Origin of the sequence: Bradyrhizobium genosp. SA-4 str. CB756, from assembly GCF_000473125.1 — a bacterium.
Lineage (GTDB): Bacteria > Pseudomonadota > Alphaproteobacteria > Rhizobiales > Xanthobacteraceae > Bradyrhizobium > Bradyrhizobium arachidis.
Genome location: NZ_KI421499.1, coordinates 6,597,669 through 6,615,937, shown reverse-complemented (window position 1 = coordinate 6,615,937; position 18,269 = coordinate 6,597,669). Strand labels below are relative to the sequence as shown.

Sequence of the window (18,269 nt, the reverse complement as noted above, 5' to 3'; positions counted from 1 at the left end):
GTCAGTCCTGCTTCCGTCATCATCGTTAGCCGGCCAACGCCAATGGCGTGAACGTTACCATGCTGTCGTTCGAGCGGAACGGTCGATAACAAGTGGGAATTACGCACAATTGGGAGATCCAAGTCCGCTCTCGATTATCCAGCCTGCTATCTGCTTTGCAGGGCCAAATCAGCTTGAAGCTCGGTGCACAAAAGTGACTCTCTAACTCATCCTCCCACCTTGCCGAAGCCGACGAGCAAGTCGGTGCACACACCAGCTTCGAGCCGCTCCGTCGTGGATTGTTCACTGGCGGCGCATACGCGCAACAACCTACTTTTCCCGATTGCCCACATCCGCCCACATGTCGGGCACGTCGAGCATGCACTTCGACTCCCTGCGACGATTGCTTAGGATTAGCAGTCAAGTTTGTCGCTTCGGCGCCTAGCAGCGGCTCACGCAATCCTGTTGGACGCATACGCGTCACTGCGGCCCTCCCAGCTGCTACGTGTCATCAAATGGATTGTTAGAAACCGAACATTCTCGCGCTAGGTCGAGGGCCTATAATCAAGTGCAGGGGGCGTCGCACCGGAAAGACGCGGTGCCCCCGGCTGTAGCGGCAGGAGAGTACTACTATTCTATCCAGCGACGGCCGACCCGCTCATATCGCAGGATCAACCAGCCTTGCAGCGACGCGGGATTTAGCACGACTGGCAAATCCGGTTGGTGGGCAGCAATCGCATTGGGCTCCTACGGGGAGCCGCAGATCTGGTTGACCAGAAGAACCGCTCCTTATTCCGGGCACGGGATTTGCTGTCCCGCTCCTCGACGGACTGCTCTCAACGCATGTCTGGGAGGGCGGCGCCTTAGGGCAGCCTCTCCATTTGATCGTTTTGAAGCCTCGCCCCGAGAGTACGAGTGTGTAGCCGAAAATCTCAGGGCGACAAGCTCAACAACGCAATCGTGGTGAGATGGCTTGCCAAGCGAGGTCTCCGCTCGCCACACTTCAAGGAGGAACGCGATGAATGAACGAAATGTGGGCGAAGTCGATCTTCACAACCTACAGGTCTCGGATCCACTGATTGGGCAATGCCAGCAGCTGGTTAGGGAAGTGGCAATTCCCTACCAATGGGAGGTGCTAAACGATCGCAATCCCGAGGTGATACCGAGTCACGCGGTAGAGAACTTCCGCCTTGCTGCCGGGCGTGCGAGCGGCGAGTTTCATGGCACGGTTTTTCAGGACAGTGACGTCGCAAAATGGCTTGAGGCGGCTGCATGGTCGCTGTGCCAGGGACCAAATCCAGAGCTGGAGAAAGCCGTCGACGAGCTGGTTGAATTGATTGCGGCCGCCCAAAGCGGCGACGGTTACCTCAACACTTTTTTCATACTGAACGCGCCTCAGGAGCGCTGGACCAACTTAACGGAGTGCCATGAGCTTTATTGTGCTGGCCACTTGATCGAAGCGGGTGTCGCATTCTTTCAGGGGACTGGCAAACGGCGGTTGCTGGAGGTCGTTTGCAGGCTTGCTGACCACCTCTGCACCGTTTTCGGCCCAGAGTGCGATCAGTTGCACGGCTATGATGGCCATCCAGAAATCGAACTTGCGTTGGTACGCCTCTACGAAGCGACAAAAGAGCAGCGATATCTCACGCTGGCTAATTATTTCGTAGAGCAACGCGGCACGGAGCCACACTTCTACGACATTGAGTACGAGAAGCGCCAGCAATCCTGCGTGCCCAAATCCGATGCCGCGCCTTGGATGGTAAAAAACAAAGCGTATAGCCAAGCGCACTTGCCGCTTTCGGAGCAGCGGACCGCAACCGGTCATGCGGTTCGTTTTGTATATCTCATGACGGCAGTAGCTCATCTCGCGCGTCTGCGCCAGAACGAGCAGCAGCGCCAAACTTGCCTGCGGCTATGGCAAAACATGGTTCAGCGCCAGATCTATATTACCGGCGCCATCGGCTCGCAAGGCTCCGGCGAAGCGTTCAGCAGCGATTACGATTTGCCAAATGATACGGCGTACGCGGAAAGTTGCGCGTCGATTGGGCTGATGATGTTCGCGCGTCGCATGTTGGAGTTGGAACTGGACGGCCGCTATGCCGACGTGATGGAGCGCGCGCTCTACAATACCGTTCTCGGCAGTATCGCGTTCGACGGGCGTCACTATTTCTATGTTAACCCGCTCGAAGTGCATCCCAAAACGCTAAGGTCTAATGGCATCTACAATCACGTCTCGCCGGTTCGACGACGCTGGTTTAGCTGCGCGTGCTGCCCACCGAACATCGCACGCCTTTTCACATCGATTGGTCACTACATCTACACGCCCAGCACCGACGCGCTCTATGTAAATCTCTACGTTGGTAATATGGTGGCAATATCCGTCGACGGACATACGCTGCGGTTGCTCATAAGCGGCAGCTATCCCTGGAGAGACCAGGTGGAAATCGCCGTCGAATCTGCGCCGCCAATTGCCCACACGCTCGCCCTGCGCCTGCCGGAATGGTGCAGCGCGCCGCAGGCGAGCGTGAACGGCGAGCCCGTGAATTGCGAGCCGCGCAAGGGCTATTTGCACATTCGCCGAACGTGGCGGCAGGGAGATCGCGTCAAACTATCGCTGCCAATGCAAGTGCGTCGCGTATACGGCCATCCACAACTTCGCAATTTGGCCGGCAAGGTGGCCATCCAGCGTGGGCCCTTAATTTATTGTCTGGAGGAGGCCGACAACGGGACCGAGTTACACAACCTTTGGCTTAATGCAGACAGTCGGTTTTCACTTATCGAAGGAACTGGTCTCTTTAGTGGCAAGATCTTGCTGCAGGCCGACGGGACGCGGTTGCAGCACACGCATTATGAAGAAGCGGCGCTTTATCACTACGACAAAGTGCCTGGACAGCTAGAACCGCAGCAGCTGACATTCATTCCGTTGTTCAGCTGGGCTAACCGCGGCGAAGGCGAAATGCGGATTTGGGTAAATGAGCGTTGACGCCGAACGCCCGGTCGCGTTTCTACGAGCCGACGTTAGGCTACGTTTCTGGGCAGGCGATATCGTTGCTCAAATTCTGGAAATGGGCCAATCAGTTGAAGGTGGTCCGCGAGTTCCACTGGAACGTCGAAAAGAAAACCCGGATATGAGACGGCGATCAACCAAATTCCTAATAAAGGAGCTTCCTCGGAGCTGTTCGCGACCTCTTATCAAAACCTGGCGAATGCCAACGGCACGAGCGTGTGTCCCCGTGTCGTTCAGAAAGAAGTCCTATGACAAGCCAACGTGAGGGCGGCCACGTCAGGTTTTGCTAAGCCAGGCTCCCTATCAGCGCCGCCAGGCCCAAGAAGCCAAAACTAGATGCGACCACGGGACTACCTCTACTGTGGATTTTCGAGTCGTTCATCCGCTTGTCGAGAACGCTGGCGATATCCTGCTCGAGCACCAGCTTCGAATGGACGGCGAACAGCCGCTGCTCAATTCGCGTCCGGCTAATCCGGAAGCAAGAGCCCGTGCGGCAAAGATGGGATTCGTCGAGGTTGACGCCGACAACATGGTTCTCGCCCCAGAGAAGTCAGACAAGTGGGTAAGGAAAAGCGACGGCAAATGGCAGCGAAAAGGCGCTCCTTCGCGGTATCTTTCCAAAGCTGACGACAGTGAAGGTAGTGATACCGAATTCCCAGCGAGCCCCTCAGCATACGATTATGAGGATGATTTTATGTGACCATGGGATCACCGGAGATTGGGCCCGCTTGAGTAGACTAATCTAGCCTGCTCCGGGCTCCTCTGTGCTTATGGCCTTTTCGGCTGAGAGTTCCTCTGAGTTGGCTCAGAAGACTGCCCCCAGCGTGCTCCTTGGCCCGGCGGTTGCTGAGTTGTTTGAGCGTTGGAAGTAGGGGGCTGACTGCGCAAGGCAATTACGGCAATGCTCGCTGCGGCGAGGACCTGCATGGGATGCCGCCAAAGTGCGCCCGGCCCCCCAGGGGCCTGGCGTGTTGCGCCGAGCACCTTGGGCGGCTTGGAGGCAGAAGCCCCCTACAGAGGACGGCCTACGAAGTAGTAAGCGCGTCGCGCCTGCCGTGAGTCGGTCGGCAAGGAAATGCACAGCGAAGCGGCGTTTATGGGCAAGACGGCCGGCATACGTCAACGGACATAACGACGCCGTGAGCGCGCATCGTGCAGAGCTCTTTCACCAGAAAAGGCTCAACACAACACGCGAGGCGGTTGTCCTGGCGAAGCTCCGTTATCATCGTCACTGCAGTCGGGCTGCGAACAGCCAATCTCTTGCTTTACCGAGCGCTCTTGCGCCAGCTCCACTCTGCGGTGAAGTATATAGCCTCGATCCAGACGAGTTAAGAAGTGCTTAAGTCGCCGACTGCGTGAGCGTTAAGTTGAACGTTGACCTACAGAATGAGCCGAGCCAACGTGCCTTTCCGGTCCTCGCACCGATAAGATTGTTCTGCGCCAAACTAGGCGCCCGGCGATAGTTGGTAAAGCTTGGACAGGGCAACGATTCGCCCTCTCGTTCGCTTTTTAGAGCAACTAGCGTGTTTGACTCCGAAGAGGTTGATCGGTGGCGAGATCGACGCGTGGAGCGTTTAGATCGCACAGCAATTCAAGCCGCATGTTGATTGCATCAGATGCCGCCTCGGCCGTTCAGCGCGGTGTCGAGGCACTCGATTAACGTTTGTCCGGCAAAGGGTTTGGCGAGGAAGCCAATCGCTCCGGCACCCAACGCTGACGCGCGCACGCGGTCGTTGGGGAAAGCGGTAATGAAAATGAATGGTGCGTCGTAACCCCGTGTCCGCATCTCTGCCATCAGCTCCAGGCCGCTCATAGGCGACATCTGCATATCGGTAATGACACAGGACGTCTCGCCCAATTGCGGGGACCTCAGGAGTTCCTCGGCCGACGCAAATATTTGGGCGATGTAGCCACGCGATTTCAAAAGATTCTCTGTCGCCGCACGGACTGAGGCGTCGTCGTCAACGACGGAAATCAAAGGCGTGGACAAGACGAGCCCTCCTGAAGCGGGAATAGCGGCTGCAAGCATTAGCCACCTTGCGCGAAAAGTGGGCTCGACTGATGAACTTGTAAAATCATACTTGCGTTTGTTCAGGACGATTAGTGCGAACTCCCAGCGTCTCAGTCATTCTGATCAAGTCGGCCAGCGAGCGTGCACGCATCTTTTTCATTACGTGTCCCCGGTAGATCTTGACCGTAATCTCGGCGAGCCCAAGCTCGGCGGCGACCTGCTTGTTCATCAGGCCGGCAGCGACCAGTTTCATCACCGCCTGCTCGCGCGGGCTTAAGGTCTCAAATAAAGACTGCAGGTTCGCGACCGTCTGCTGAGCCTCCCGTCTTTTGCGATCGCGTTCGGTCGCCGCAACCACGGCATCAAGCAGTTCCTGGTCGCGAAACGGTTTGCTGAGAAAATCGACCGCTCCTTCCTTCATGGCCCTGACAGTCATTGGAATGTCGCCATGGCCGGTAATGAAAATGATCGGAATATGTATGTTCAACCTCGCGAGCTCGGTCTGGAAGTCAAGGCCGCTCAAGCCTGGCAACCGAACATCAAGAACTAGGCAGCTAATAATGTCCGGGATTGGGCTCTGCAGCATTTCGCGCGCCGATCCGAATGCAATGACGCCTAACCCTACCGATTGAAAAAGGTTCGTAAGCGAGCGACGCATGGAGATGTCATCCTCCACGACGAAGACGGTCGCCTTTGTCGAGGCCTCGGCATTGCTGCCTTCATCTGGCGCGCCAAATCGTGCAGTCACGAGACGGCCTCCTTATACAGCGGTAAGGCGAACTGGAACGTCGCACCCGGTCCATTTTTGTGGACCATCGACAGTCGTCCTCCATGAGCTTCCACGATCGACCGGCAGATTGAAAGACCCATTCCAAGGCCAGTCGATTTGGTGGTGAAGAAGGGATCCAAGACGCGGTCCGCGTCGTTCTCGGCGATGCCGACGCCACAATCGGTCACGGCAAGGTGGACGTGCCCCACATCGTCCTTCGATGATTGAACCAGCAGTTCGCGTGTCCTCTCTGTAACTGCCTCCATGGCTTCGATTCCGTTCATCACGAGATTGATGATCACCTGTTGTAGCTGAATCCGATCGCCGAGGATCCTAGGCAGCCCTGCCGTCAACTCGGTTCGTAACGTCACTCGGTGGCTCACCAGCTCTCGTGTTACCAGCGCAATGACGTCCTTAACGACCTCGTTGATATCGAGCGGCGCCATCTCAATCTCGCCCTTCTTCGCGAGCGCGCGAATACGACGGATCACCTCGCTTGCCCGGATTGCGTCTTCGATGATCCACTCCACCGAAGAGCGGGCGGCGGAAAGATTAGGCGCTTCCCGGCCCATCCAACCGAGGCACGCATCGGCGTTGCTGATAATAGCGGCGAGTGGCTGGTTTATTTCGTGGGCGATGGAGGTTGTCAGCTCTCCTAAAGTCGTTACACGCGTCACATGCGCAAGCTCCGACTGTGCCCTTCGTAGTTCTTGTTCGGCTTGATCGGCGCGAATGGTGGCGGTGATGTCAGTGCTGACCCCACGGTAGCCGAGAAAATTGCCTTTTCCATCGAAAAAAGGCTTGCCACTCGTGCGGACGTAGATCGGAGAACCTGTCCGATTCACGGTGCGGTAGACGAGATCCCGAAACGGAAGATGGGCCTCCAATGTCGCCCGATGCTGCCGCCACTTCTCGGGTTCCTCTTCGAGGTCGCACGCAATGTCCCAGCGAAGCAGGCCGATCAATCCTGTCGCCAAAATTCCCGCAGCGCGGGTGTGCTCGGATAAGCGAGTGACCTGATGATCCGGCCCGGTCTCCCAGAGCCAGTCGGAAGCTGTTTCGGCGTAGTCGCGAAAGCGCTGTTCACTTTCGCGCAGCGCGGCAAGTGTGTTTTCCAGGCGTTCCCTAGCTGCGTGTTGCTCGGTCACATCCATATGTGTTCCGATCAGCTCGCTGACGTTGCCATCGCTGCCAACCACCACGTGCGCAACGGAGTGTATGCGTCTTATCCCGCCATCCGGTAGAAGGATACGAAAATCATATTCGAACCGCCGCTCCTTGTGTTCAATCGCCTGGCGCTGCACCTCCTGTAGCCGCGGCAAGTCGTCCGGATGGATGCGCGATCGAATGGTCTCGATCGATACCGGCTCTTGTGGGCTAAAGCCGAACAGACGATCGACCTCGGCGGACCGATATATGAAATCTAGACAGTAGACGTCCCAGGACCAGCTGCCCGTGTGACTGAGATGCTGAGCCTCGGCCAGATAGGCCTCGCTGCGGCGCAGCTGCTGTTCTGCTCGCCTCGCCGCCGTGATATCCGTAGCTGCCCCAACAAACTCGATGTCACCAGAGGCTGTTCTCGTCGCTCGCGCCTGCGCATGGATGTGCTTTACCGAGCCGTCCGGTAGCAGGAGCCGGTATTCGTGCTCGAAATCGCTCGGGTCTCGCATCGTGCGATCGATAAGTTCTTTAACTGAAGCCCTATCCTCTGGATGAGTGCGCTCAACGACGAGCTGCGGCCCCGGCGGCACTGTGTCAGGATCTAATTGGAAAATGCGAAATGTTTCCTTTGACCAGAAGGCCTCGCCCGTAGTGGGGTTCCAGCTGAAGCTGCCTGTGTGACTCAACTCCTGCGCCTGGGCTAAATGTGCTTCGCTCCGCTGCAGGGCAAGTTCGGTCCGCCTTCGCTCCGTGATATCTTCGCAGGCGATAAGGACAATGGGCTGCTCATCGCCCCAGAGCATGGCTTTGGCGTTTTCACGTACCCACAACACCGAGCCGTCCTTCCTGACTTTCCGGACGTCCCAAGTGCGCGTTTGTCCGACATCCTCAAGGCACGTCCGAACGCATTCGCGAACGAAACCGCGATCCTCCTCGAGAAATACGTCCAGCACTGATCGAGCGATCAGTTCAGCACGAGCATAGCCGAGTTGTGTCACGCCGAGTGAATTGACGTTGAGGATAGTGCCGGCTTCATCGACCATGAAGTACATGGCGGGATTGTGCTCGAAGATGGCGCGCCACCGCTTTTCGCGATCCTCCAAATCGGCCGCACTCCGCTGAAGCTTGGCCGCAACGACACGCGCAGCCTCTCTTTCCTGGCGGAGCTTTCCGATCAGGTGCGCTCCCACAATCGAGGCGATAAAGAATGCAACAACCACCGGCAGATCTTGGGGGTCATCGATACGCAGGCTGAACGCCGGCGGCGCAAAGTAGTAAGCGAGAGCAGCGATGGCTATGATGCAAAGCGCGGACGACGCAATGAAGCTTCCCATCAACGAAAACAGCAATACCACTAACAAATACGCGAACGCCGTCGCGGCGAAATGCGCGTGAAGGTACAAGCAAGCCAGAGTTACCACGGCCAGCGCTATGCTGCCGAACGTAAGCTGAGGGGCTGAACGTTCTAAACTGCTGATCGGGCTACGCATTCTGATACCGTCCGGCCTTTTTTCTCCGGCGGGGGAGCTATAACATTTTAGGCAAAAATAAGGCAATACTCAGCACCAGCACCCGCTGGTGAGCGGTTCCGCTCGATTGCTTGGTGGTGACCTGAGCACGCGCAGAGAAAAATTGCATTACAGACGTACGTATAGTCGTCCTAAACCTTTCAATATGGCGCGGTGACACGCCCGCGATCGATGCTCAAGTGCCTGCATTCCTCCGTTGCCGATAACTCCGGGCAGGCGCTCGAGGCTGCAGCCGAGGATAACCAGCCGCAGGAGGACAGCGGCTGCAGTTCAGTCAAGACGTTGAGCCGGAACAATCAGGGGCGCCTGGCCGAACCGGAAAGAACAAAGACAAGCTGCCGAACCACTCATCTCGCCGGTACTCATGTGCCGAGATACGAAGGCCAAGTTACGCGACCGCTTTGTATGTCCTGCGGGCCTTTACGGGCCTTTACGCCTCGGTGCGGAGGACTGGCCTCCGGGGCGTTGGCCGGAATCAAAAGCGCGCGCGCAGCGACGCCGAACCGACACTAGCCGTCTGCGACCCGCCACAGCTCTGTCAAGGTGCCATCTAATCCGCGCTGATCACACACCATCTGATCTAATGCGACAGCGCGGACCTTAACAAGGGATGATGAGTTGCGTCACAGGATCGCTACCACGTCGTTGGTCGGACAAGGCAAGCGCGGTGACCGCACACATGCGATTGTACGGGGAGCAACAACAAGTTTGTCAGGCCGACACGTTCTGTCGCAGTCCTGATATCTGGCGCGGCAAATGTCGCAGAAGCGTTCAGATGGCCGGAAGCTTAACGGTGAAAGACGCGCTTGAAAATGACTGGTAAAAAAAGCCCCGACTCTTTTGCTCGATGGGCATCGTTCCAGGGCGGCTGGCCCCGGGCGAGGTGGGGCAAGGGCTGCGCACTGGCGATCGCGCGTGAAAGTTCCGGCTCGTCAAGTCGGCTGTCTCGATTCAAACTACGAGAAATGTCGCTGCGCTTGCTTTCAACGCATCTTTGAATGGCGGCGGTCAGGATCCGGGACCTATCTCATCGTGTGTCGATAGTGGTGGAAACGTTGGGCTGGTTGAGCCGAGCTTGCAGCGTCGTGTGCTCGAGCTCGTCCTCCCACCAGGATACGAACACGGCGGCGATGCCATTGCCGGTGATGTTAGTAAGGGCGCGCACCTCGCTCATGAACTTGTCGATCGAAAATACAATTGCCATGCCCGGCACCAGCGCTGGGCTGACCACCGACAACGTCGCAGCGAGCGTGATGAAGCCCGCGCCGGTGACGCCGCTTGCTCCCTTCGACGTTAGCATTGCCACGAGCAGGATCGTGAGCTGCTGGCCAAAGGTGAGATCGACCCCGAGTGCCTGGGCAATGAACAAGGTCGCAAGTGTCATATAGATATTGGTGCCGTCGAGGTTGAAGGAGTAGCCAGTTGGCACCACCAGGCCGACCACGGGCTTGGAGCAGCCCAGCCGTTCGAGCTTCTCCATTAATTGCGGCAGCGCGCTTTCAGAGGACGATGTGCCGAGCACGATCAAAATCTCGTCCTTGATATAGAGGATGAACTTGAAGATTGAAAAGCCGACGAGGCGCGCGATCAAACCGAGCACCACCACGACAAACAACGCCGCCGTCGCGTAAAACAGCGCGATCAGACCGATCAAATTGCCGAGTGCTGCCGGCCCGAACTTGCCGATAGTGAAGGCCATGGCCGCGAAGGCGCCGATCGGAGCCGCTTTCATGATGATAGCGATCACGCCGAACACAGCGTGCGCGACGTCGTCAATCATGCCTCGCAGTCGCTCCCCGCGGGTTCCTAACGCCATCAGTGCAAAGCCGAACAGGATCGCGAACAGGAGAACCTGCAGAACATCGCCGCGGGCGAAGGCGCCGACTACGGTATCCGGAATGATGTTGAGAAAGAAATCGACGGTCTTCGAGGCTTCCGCCTGCTTGACGTAATTGGCGACCGCCGCGGCATCCGGCTTGACCGCAAGGCCATGACCGATTTGGACCAGATTGCCCATAAGCAGGCCCAACACCAAGGCAAAACTGGAGACGATCTCGAAATAGACCAGCGCCTTGACGCCGACGCGCCCGACTTTCTTCGCATCCTGAATATGCGCAATACCAGATGTGACGGTGCAGAAAATAATCGGCGCGATCACCATCTTGATGAGCTTGATAAACCCGTCACCGAGCGCCTTGACCCAGTCGTTGGTCGCGACAGAGGGCCATAGGCAACCGACCATGGCGCCAATCAAGATCGCGATCAGCACCTGCACGTAGAGAATCTTATACCAAGCTTGCGACGCGCGTGCGGGCGCCGCAGTTGCCATGGTGGTCATGACGCTTCCTTCCCTAATATACTCGAATGCGAGCCACCGCGTCATTGAGCGACGACAGCGTCATACGAGACTCATCATTTTAGCCGTGTCCGATTGAAGACGGTTCCGAGAGCCGGCGCGTCGTTCCAAAGGCAGGCGTTTAGTTGCGTTATCCCTTCTTGTTAAGCAAGATATGCACCAGTTGCTCAAAGTGCGCCCGATTAAGCAGTCTCGGACAAACCGTCTGTCTCCGGGCGGTATCGGTTTGGGTGCTCGGCCCGCGTTCGCAAGGTCGAAACAAAAAGTCGCAGCGAGGCGCGCAACTTGATCGGCTGAGCGCATTAGCGGAGTCCCGTCTCGGGATAGAAGCCCGAGCGTGATCGATATGCGCCAACTGCTGATGGATGCAACAGTAGATGACATCGGTAAAATTGATAGTTTGGATCGCACTCATCTACGAGATGGAAGCCTTTTAGGAGCTCGATTGCGTGGCAATATCTTGAATCGATGCACTGCCTTGTCGCTAGCGGCAAAGCTCGTCGTGCACGGGGCATTTGTCTCCAGCCTGCGCTAACGATGCGCATCAGGCAGGTTGGTCGAGATTCCGCCTTCGCTCTCGGCCCGCGCCTTCTGCCGAGTCGCAGAAGCTGCGTCACGATGATTACTCAGCTAGATCGTTCGCGTTGCTGCCAAGGGGCAGGCCTCCTGCGATCCGTTTCATTACCGGCCAAACGAGTACGGTGTTTGAGCTACCGACAAACTACCTAGGCATCTCTGGCCGCATCAAATTCTGCCGTTCCGTTGCGTGACCGCGCCTGTCTGCTCGGCAACAGAGATGCCAGAAATCTGACATAGCGTTAGTTCCGCGCCACAGCGACGTCGACGTCTATGCGAATTTCTCCCATGTCGCGCATAGCGCGCCGCGCCGTTCGCAAGCGGCACAGGAATTGCTGATTTCAAACGAGGAGGTGCCGCCGTCAGATGGATGGAGGCGGTCCTGTTACAGGAGTTGCCGATGAGACCTGCGACGCTGCTCTTGCTCGTAGAAACGACGCGCGTAAACGTGGCGGCCGCCATGAAGCGCGGCGCGACTAAAACGCGACCCGCGCCACATGCCTGGGCGAGCCGGACGTGCAGGCGATCACTGGAACCGTAAGACGACCTGCTTTCACTTTTGGGCTGACGCACATGGATGTCTTTTCGGCAGAGATTGCGCAATCTGTTGCGCTCACGATTGAGCTAGCCGCCGTAACGACCGTGATTCTCCTCGTGATTGGTGTGCCCCTCGCTTGGTGGCTAGCCCGCTCAAAGACTCTTTTGAGTGAGGCGGTAACGACGATGATTGCCCTGCCGCTGGTGCTACCGCCGACAGCTCTCGGCTTTTGCTTACTCGTGTTGCTCGGCCCAAGCGGGCCGGGTGGCGTTCTCGCCACTTTGTGGGGCGAGCGCACGCTCGCTTTTACCTTCGCAGGAATCGTGATCGGATCGGTCCTCTCGGCGTTACCGTTGGTGGTGCAGCCGTTCCGTAACGCCTTTGTTGGGATAGGAGATCGTCACTTGGAAACTACGGGGCGCGTTTCGTCGTTGTATGCCTTCATTACCATCAGGGGGCCGCTGGCGCGATTGGAGGTTGTTAAAGCCGCCGTGGTTGGCTTTTCTCATACGATCGGCACATTCGGCGTCGTGATGATGATCGGCGGCAACATTCCTGGGCGCACCAAGGTTTTGTCAGCCTACGTCGTAGACTACGTCCAAGCATCGCGCTGGCGCGAGGCGAGTGTAGTTGCCGGCGGTATGGTGATGTTCGCCTTTGCGGCAATCTCCACCTTAGCCCTCATCGACCGACACTGTGCCAGGAGAGGCACCGAACCGTCTTAGGTTAGCTGGTCGGACATATCCGATCGCGACCGAGCGCAGTATTGCAAGCCAGATCCATCAATCCTTGCGGGGCTACAATGAACAAGTTTGGGGCTACAATGAACAAGTTTGTTATGGCCGCGGCGGCTGCTGGAATCGGCTCAATTCAGTGCACTCCGCTCCTCGCACCGTACGGTTCGAGCGCCGATCGCTTAAGGTTGTCTGGTCCAGCAGTGGAGCTGAAGTCAAAGCAGGCTCTGTCCCTTGCGATGGCGATCCACGAGTTCGCGACGAATGCTGGTGAAGCATGGGGTCCTTTCCTGTGATGAAGGCTATGTTCTTATCGGTTGGGCTTTCGAGGGGAGGAGTTCTCTTGGCGGGAAACCGGCGGCCCAACGACCAGGAGCGGTTTCGGCAGTCACATGATCGAGATACTTCTTGCGCATGACTTCGGAGGAATGCAAGTTGGCCAACGAAAACATCTGGCCTGGAGGTTCATTTTACGACCTATGCCCGAAACTTGAGCGCTAAGCTGACAGAAGCAATCACCTGAAGCTACGGCTTTTTTTACCTGTCTCTTCGTTCGGCTCGACCTGACCGATCCGCTACATCAGGTGGCCCTTGCCAAGAAGATAATTGAGCGCAGTGCCCCCTTAGTTGATCGCCTCTCTCGGTCGCGCATGTCAGCTTGTGACGCGTGGCTGACCTTAACTCAGAGCGCGGCGATGTCCTCTTCCGAGAGATGACCCGACCAAGGGCATGCTAGCTGCGGAGGGGAGCCTTGAACCTCAACCGGACCTTGCCGGTCCCATCCGGACCACATCGGCTAGATCCGACAAAACCCCGAACTCACATCGAGCGCAATGTGAGACTTTGCCCAATTCTGGTAGTTTGACGCGGTACGAGGCGGCATTCTAAATCTCTCCATCGCAAATGGGGGGAATCCTGCAATGACCGGCGGAAGCATAGGCTCGCAACCTGCGCCGGCGAGTGACGCGTCAAGAAAGCCTATGAACCCGTCGGAGCGGCTCGACGCCATTGACGTGCTGCGGGGCGTGGCCCTGTTCGGCGTGCTCGCGATGAACATCGTGACCATATTTCGGATCTCCATCTTCGCGCTGTTCTTACCAAACGTGGAGCGGGCGGGGCCGCTCGACCAGGTGGTGGCGGCTGTGCTGACGGTTGTGGTCGAGTTGAAGGCGTTTTCGCTCCTCTCGCTGCTGTTTGGGGTTGGCCTTGCGATCCAATTCGAGCGGCTTGCCGGCAATGCACGGCGCATGATCTTGCTCGTGCGCAGGCTGCTGGTGTTGCTGGCTATTGGCCTGGTGCATCTCTATTTGATCTGGAACGGGGACATTCTGGTCGAATACGCGCTGGCGGGCTTCGTGGTGCTGCACTTTCTCGGCGGCCCGCAGTGGCTTATGGCAGGTGCAGCCTTGCTGCTCCTGGGGCTCTACGTGACCATGCCGCTGTTACCGCCGATCGTGCCGCTGCCGGGTGAAGCCGAGATGGCCGCTCTTGCCGCGGAGGCGACGCGTGTGTACGGCACGGGCGGATTTTTCGATGTGCTCGCGTTTCGGATCCGCGAGGTGCCGGCGATTTTTCCGCTGCACGTCATGGTGTTTCCGCGCACTGTCGCGCTGTTCCTCATCGGCGCCCTTGCGTGGCGCAGCGGAGTTTTGCGTTGGGCTTCGGCGAACCGGCGCCTGCTGTTCGTCATCGCAACCTCTGCCATTCTTCTCGGCGGCGGATTGAATCTCCCGGCAGCACGACAAGAGCTCTTCGATTGGCCGTCGCTCGGTCGCGCGCGCTTTCTGGTGGAAGAGCTGGGCGTGGTCGTATTGTCCCTGGGTTATGCCGCCGCAGTCATCGCCGCTGTGAACCTCCCGGGCGGGCGGAGAATGCTCGGCTGGGCCGCGCCGCTTGGCCGCATGGCGTTCACCAATTATCTGGCGCAATCTGTGATCTGCGGCTGGATCTTCTACGGCTATGGTCTAGGCCAATTTGGCCGCCTCGGCGTGGCCGCGACACTGGCGATCGGCATTTTCGTGTATGTCACGCAGGTGGTGTTCAGCGCTTGGTGGCTGCGCCGCTATCGGTTCGGTCCGGTCGAGTGGCTCTGGCGCTCCAGCATGTATGGGGTACCGCAGCCGATGCGGGCAACGGCCAATTCAGCCATCATGCGCGCGACTATAGCAGTTTGATGCGGGCCCCCGATACCCAAGCTGCGTTCTGCTTCAAGTGGAAGTCGCCCAAGCGGGTACGGCTGATTTTGTGCCTTCAGCGACCTCCGGAGGTGTCCGCTTTTCCGCCGGTTGGGGGAGCGGACATCAGGCGGCCAGTCGCTTAAGAGTACACGGCCTTTCGTAATGGGCACGATGATGTCAAGCCTCCCGCGTGAACGTCTCGTCGCCGAGCTCATGCTTCTGTCCGTGGTCAACGCCTGGCCGCACATCATGCTGTCAGAGGGAGCGGTGAGCCTATCTAGATACGCGTGGATCGTTGGATGACGTGTAGCGGCTTCACCGGATCCACCGTCCCGGCGACGGGACTTCGGGCACTGGGCTTCAGTTCGGCCCGGTTGCGTTTTTGATCTCCTCCACATCTTCTATGCCGCAAATCAGCCCCGCTTCGGTCCATCGGTGAGTTGTGCCGTCGACCCAGATCCGGCGCAGGATCACTGCCAGCTTACGTGCCAGAGCGACTGTCGCACGCTTCGAACCTCACCGCTTGGCGAGGTCCATCCCCCAGCGCTTGAGTTTTGAGAACCGCGTGATGCGCGACAGCAGAACGTTGGCGGCTTTATACAACCCCGTGCGCACCGTCTCGTCGCCGGCCAACGTGATCCCGCCTGTGACGTCCTTTTCTCCCGATTGATATTTCATTGGCGTAAGCCCGAACAGCGCGCCTGCCGCCTTCGATTTTACGATGCGATGAGGGTCATCAATCGCCGATTTGTAGGTAACAGCCACGAGCGGACCAACACCCGGCACTGTCATGAGGCGGCGACAAACCGCATCGTCACGCACAATTGTCCGCACAGCCTTGTGTAGCTTCCGTACTCTGCCTTCAAGGCCGATCGTGCCGAAAGCATCGCTGTAGCAATGCGCTCCAATGTCGCCTGCCCCGCAACCAACTCTCGGATCCGCGCTTCGAAAGTCTTCCGCGTCACCGGGCCAACCTTCAGCCCGAAGCCGCGCAAAATCCCGCGGATACTCAACTCCACGTCGATCAGCCGCCCGAGAAGCTGTTTGCGTGCGATTAGGAGGGCCCGGATCTCCTGCGCATCGACCGACTTTGCGTGTACCGGCCGGAACCATCCCATCCGTGTCAACTGGACGATCCCGCGCGCATCCTTGCGATCAGTCTTCACCGGCATCGCAGACAATGCGGCCTTCACATGTCCAGTTTCGAGCAAAACCGTCTCGAACCTTGCTCTTTTCAACCCCGCATGCAGACATTGCGACAGCGGCCGAGCCTCCAGCCCGATCCGATTCACTGCAAAGCCAAGCGTCTCGAAAAATTCAACCAAGGCGTCGGGTTCGCTCGCGACCTTCGCTTCCTTGAGGATTTTACCTTAGGCATCCACAACGCATACGCTCGACAGTTCCAATGATACGTCAATTCCGGCATAGTTCTCCACGGCTGTCCTCCTTCTCCAGATGCTTGTGGGCGACTCAGGTCGTGACCCCATTTCATGATCTATCGGGGGACAGCCACCATCATTACCCCTTGCTCGGAGCAGGGCCCATTACGGCATCTGGGCAGACACCGTTGCTACTACCCATCGATGTCGACTGAAGGTCGGCGCCGTCACCTGCTGTCTGCGTCGGCCGGCTCGCGCCAGTGCTGCAACAACGAGATCGCCTCCGCTATCACGAAGAAGCTCTTGCAAGCGGGTTTGGTGTCGCGAGGCGCCAAGACGATCTCGCATTACTGTCGATCGGCTCGCGATGAACGCTCTTGTGATAGCTCAGAACCTTCAGACTCTCTCCCCTGCAGCGTGAGGCGAGCCGCTTGGGATCAAAGGCAGATAGGATCGATCATACTTAAAAAGTGAAGGTAGTGCGCGCATCGCACTCTTCTGCGGCTTCTCTTCATCGCTCGGCAGCTGCTTTGGCGGGCTGCTTGCAGTTGCTTCTATGGGCGGGCTTTAACGTCTCATTGGTCAGCAATCGGCAAGTCTGATGAAGACTGGAGAGCAGGCCGGTGCCCGTCAGCAACACCAATTCTATTCAAGAGCCGGCATGACGTGTGAGTGTTGCGGTCGTGCAAAAGCGAGCATGACGTAGTCGTCATGCAGTGATGAACTATATTGCTGCTCTGTAGAAGTGCTCACATGAACGTCCAAAACAGGACACCGTTTGCATGAAAGATCAATGGCGCAGCCTATGGCTCGCTGCTTTCGATAGTCCGCAGTGCCGAAGCGGTGACTTGGTATCTGTCAAGTGTTTCGCTTCGCTGGCTTGTTTCTTGCTGAACGTCAGTAATTCGTTACGGCCGACGACAACTCACACGGAAGGCTTTATGGGTGGTCCAACGGAAACGTTCTACAGCGTGATCAGACGCCAAGGTATGACGCGTCGTAGTTTCCACAAATTCTGCACTTTGACTGCCGCGAGCTTGGGACTTGGTCCGCTCGCCGCAAGCAGTATTGCCAACGCCTTGGAGACCAAACCACGTGTGCCCGTCATCTGGCTGCACGGGCTCGAATGTACCTGCTGCTCGGAAAGCTTTATCCGCTCGGCCCATCCCTTGATCAAGGACGCGCTGCTCTCGATGATTTCGCTCGACTATGACGATACGATCATGGCGGCGGCGGGACACCAGGCCGAAGCCATCCTGGAGGAAACTCGTGCCAAGTACAAAGGCAGGTATGTGCTCGCCGTCGAAGGCAATCCACCGCTGAACGAGGGGGGCATGTTCTGCATTGACGGCGGCAAGCCGTTCGTTGAAAAGCTTAGGTGCATGGCGGAAGAGGCCATGGCGATCATCGCTTGGGGCACGTGTGCGTCATGGGGATGCGTGCAAGCGGCCAAGCCCAATCCGACTGGCGCGGCGTCGATCGATAAGGTGATCACCAACAAGCCGATCATTAAGGTGCCCGGGTGCCCGCCTATCGCAGAAGTCATGAGTGGCCTCGTGACTTTCATCACCACGTTCGGAAAGCTTCCGGAGCTCGATCGCCGAGGGCGTCCAAGTATGTTCTATTCCGAGCGCATTCACGACAAGTGCTATCGGCGTTCCCATTTCGACGCTGGCCAATTCGTCGAAGAGTGGGACGATAAGTACGCGCGCAAGGGCTATTGCCTGTACAAGATGGGCTGCAAAGGGCCAACCACCTACAATGCCTGTTCGGCCATTCGGTGGAACGGCGGCGTCTCATTTCCGATTCAATCCGGGCACGGCTGCTTCGGCTGTTCCGAAGACGGCTTCTGGGATAATGGGTCTTTTTACGACCGTCTCACAACCATCAAGCAGTTCGGCATCGAGGAGAACGCCGACCAGATCGGCATGGCCGCTGCTGGCGTAGTTGGGCTAACGGTCGCTGCCCATGCGGCGGTCACCGCAGTGAAGCGGTTGACCCACAAGTCGGATCGCGCAGCCCCCAAAGGCAAACTGAGTTAAGGAGGGGGCGA

The 18,269-nt window shown here is 57.8% G+C and carries 9 protein-coding genes and 1 pseudogene; 5 read left to right on the top strand and 5 right to left on the bottom strand.

Going from position 1 to position 18,269, the window contains the following annotated elements:
* The first annotated feature begins 997 nt into the window (after positions 1 to 997).
* Entirely contained in the window at positions 998 to 2,962 is a 1,965-nt protein-coding gene (locus BRAGE_RS0131730) for a glycoside hydrolase family 127 protein (RefSeq protein WP_027565170.1), read from the top strand.
* A 385-nt stretch (positions 2,963 to 3,347) separates the two neighbouring features.
* Positions 3,348 to 3,686 (top strand): hypothetical protein, encoded by a 339-nt coding sequence (locus tag BRAGE_RS53595; protein ID WP_283808071.1) that lies wholly within the window; start codon positions 3,348 to 3,350, stop codon positions 3,684 to 3,686.
* A 912-nt stretch (positions 3,687 to 4,598) separates the two neighbouring features.
* Here BRAGE_RS53595 and BRAGE_RS0131715 read toward each other — a convergent pair.
* From BRAGE_RS0131715 to dctA, 4 genes are all read right to left on the bottom strand, one after another.
* A complete protein-coding gene (locus BRAGE_RS0131715) occupies positions 4,599 to 4,976 on the bottom strand; it encodes a response regulator transcription factor (protein ID WP_027565169.1) in 378 nt (125 codons plus the stop codon).
* Positions 4,977 to 5,061: 85 nt separating this feature from the next.
* Positions 5,062 to 5,745 carry a response regulator transcription factor gene (locus tag BRAGE_RS0131710; RefSeq protein WP_028146457.1) on the bottom strand — a complete coding sequence of 228 codons (684 nt, stop codon included), beginning with the start codon at positions 5,743 to 5,745 and terminating at the stop codon, positions 5,062 to 5,064.
* Complete coding sequence (locus BRAGE_RS0131705) at positions 5,742 to 8,417, bottom strand: PAS domain S-box protein (RefSeq protein ID WP_028146456.1); 2,676 nt, start codon at positions 8,415 to 8,417, stop codon at positions 5,742 to 5,744. The genes BRAGE_RS0131710 and BRAGE_RS0131705 overlap by 4 nt, the downstream gene beginning before the upstream one ends.
* Positions 8,418 to 9,483: 1,066 nt before the next feature.
* On the bottom strand, positions 9,484 to 10,794 hold the full coding sequence (gene dctA, locus BRAGE_RS0131700) for a C4-dicarboxylate transporter DctA (RefSeq protein ID WP_027557837.1): 1,311 nt from the start codon (positions 10,792 to 10,794) through the stop codon (positions 9,484 to 9,486).
* Between the two features lie 1,167 nt (positions 10,795 to 11,961).
* Between dctA and BRAGE_RS0131695 the strand changes: the two genes are divergently transcribed.
* Positions 11,962 to 12,651 carry a molybdate ABC transporter permease subunit gene (locus BRAGE_RS0131695; protein ID WP_027557838.1) on the top strand — a complete coding sequence of 230 codons (690 nt, stop codon included), beginning with the start codon at positions 11,962 to 11,964 and terminating at the stop codon, positions 12,649 to 12,651.
* 989 nt (positions 12,652 to 13,640) lie between these two features.
* Positions 13,641 to 14,834, top strand: a complete 1,194-nt coding sequence (locus tag BRAGE_RS0131685; protein WP_051378217.1) for a DUF418 domain-containing protein — start codon at positions 13,641 to 13,643, stop codon at positions 14,832 to 14,834.
* A 363-nt stretch (positions 14,835 to 15,197) separates the two neighbouring features.
* Here BRAGE_RS0131685 and BRAGE_RS53590 read toward each other — a convergent pair.
* A pseudogene (locus BRAGE_RS53590) lies at positions 15,198 to 16,273 on the bottom strand (IS110 family transposase).
* A gap of 884 nt (positions 16,274 to 17,157) precedes the next feature.
* Here BRAGE_RS53590 and BRAGE_RS0131675 point away from each other — a divergent pair.
* On the top strand, positions 17,158 to 18,258 hold the full coding sequence (locus BRAGE_RS0131675) for a hydrogenase small subunit (protein WP_027557840.1): 1,101 nt from the start codon (positions 17,158 to 17,160) through the stop codon (positions 18,256 to 18,258).
* The last annotated feature ends 11 nt before the right edge of the window (positions 18,259 to 18,269 follow it).

What these genes read in the sequence shown, in the direction of transcription:
- BRAGE_RS0131730 (WP_027565170.1), top strand. Translation starts at nt 998, where the DNA reads ATGAATGAACGAAATGTGGGCGAAGTCGATCTTCACAACCTACAGGTC.
- BRAGE_RS0131705 (WP_028146456.1), bottom strand. Translation starts at nt 8,417, where the DNA reads ATGCGTAGCCCGATCAGCAGTTTAGAACGTTCAGCCCCTCAGCTTACG.
- dctA (WP_027557837.1), bottom strand. Translation starts at nt 10,794, where the DNA reads ATGACCACCATGGCAACTGCGGCGCCCGCACGCGCGTCGCAAGCTTGG.
- BRAGE_RS0131695 (WP_027557838.1), top strand. Translation starts at nt 11,962, where the DNA reads ATGGATGTCTTTTCGGCAGAGATTGCGCAATCTGTTGCGCTCACGATT.
- BRAGE_RS0131685 (WP_051378217.1), top strand. Translation starts at nt 13,641, where the DNA reads ATGAACCCGTCGGAGCGGCTCGACGCCATTGACGTGCTGCGGGGCGTG.
- BRAGE_RS0131675 (WP_027557840.1), top strand. Translation starts at nt 17,158, where the DNA reads ATGGGTGGTCCAACGGAAACGTTCTACAGCGTGATCAGACGCCAAGGT.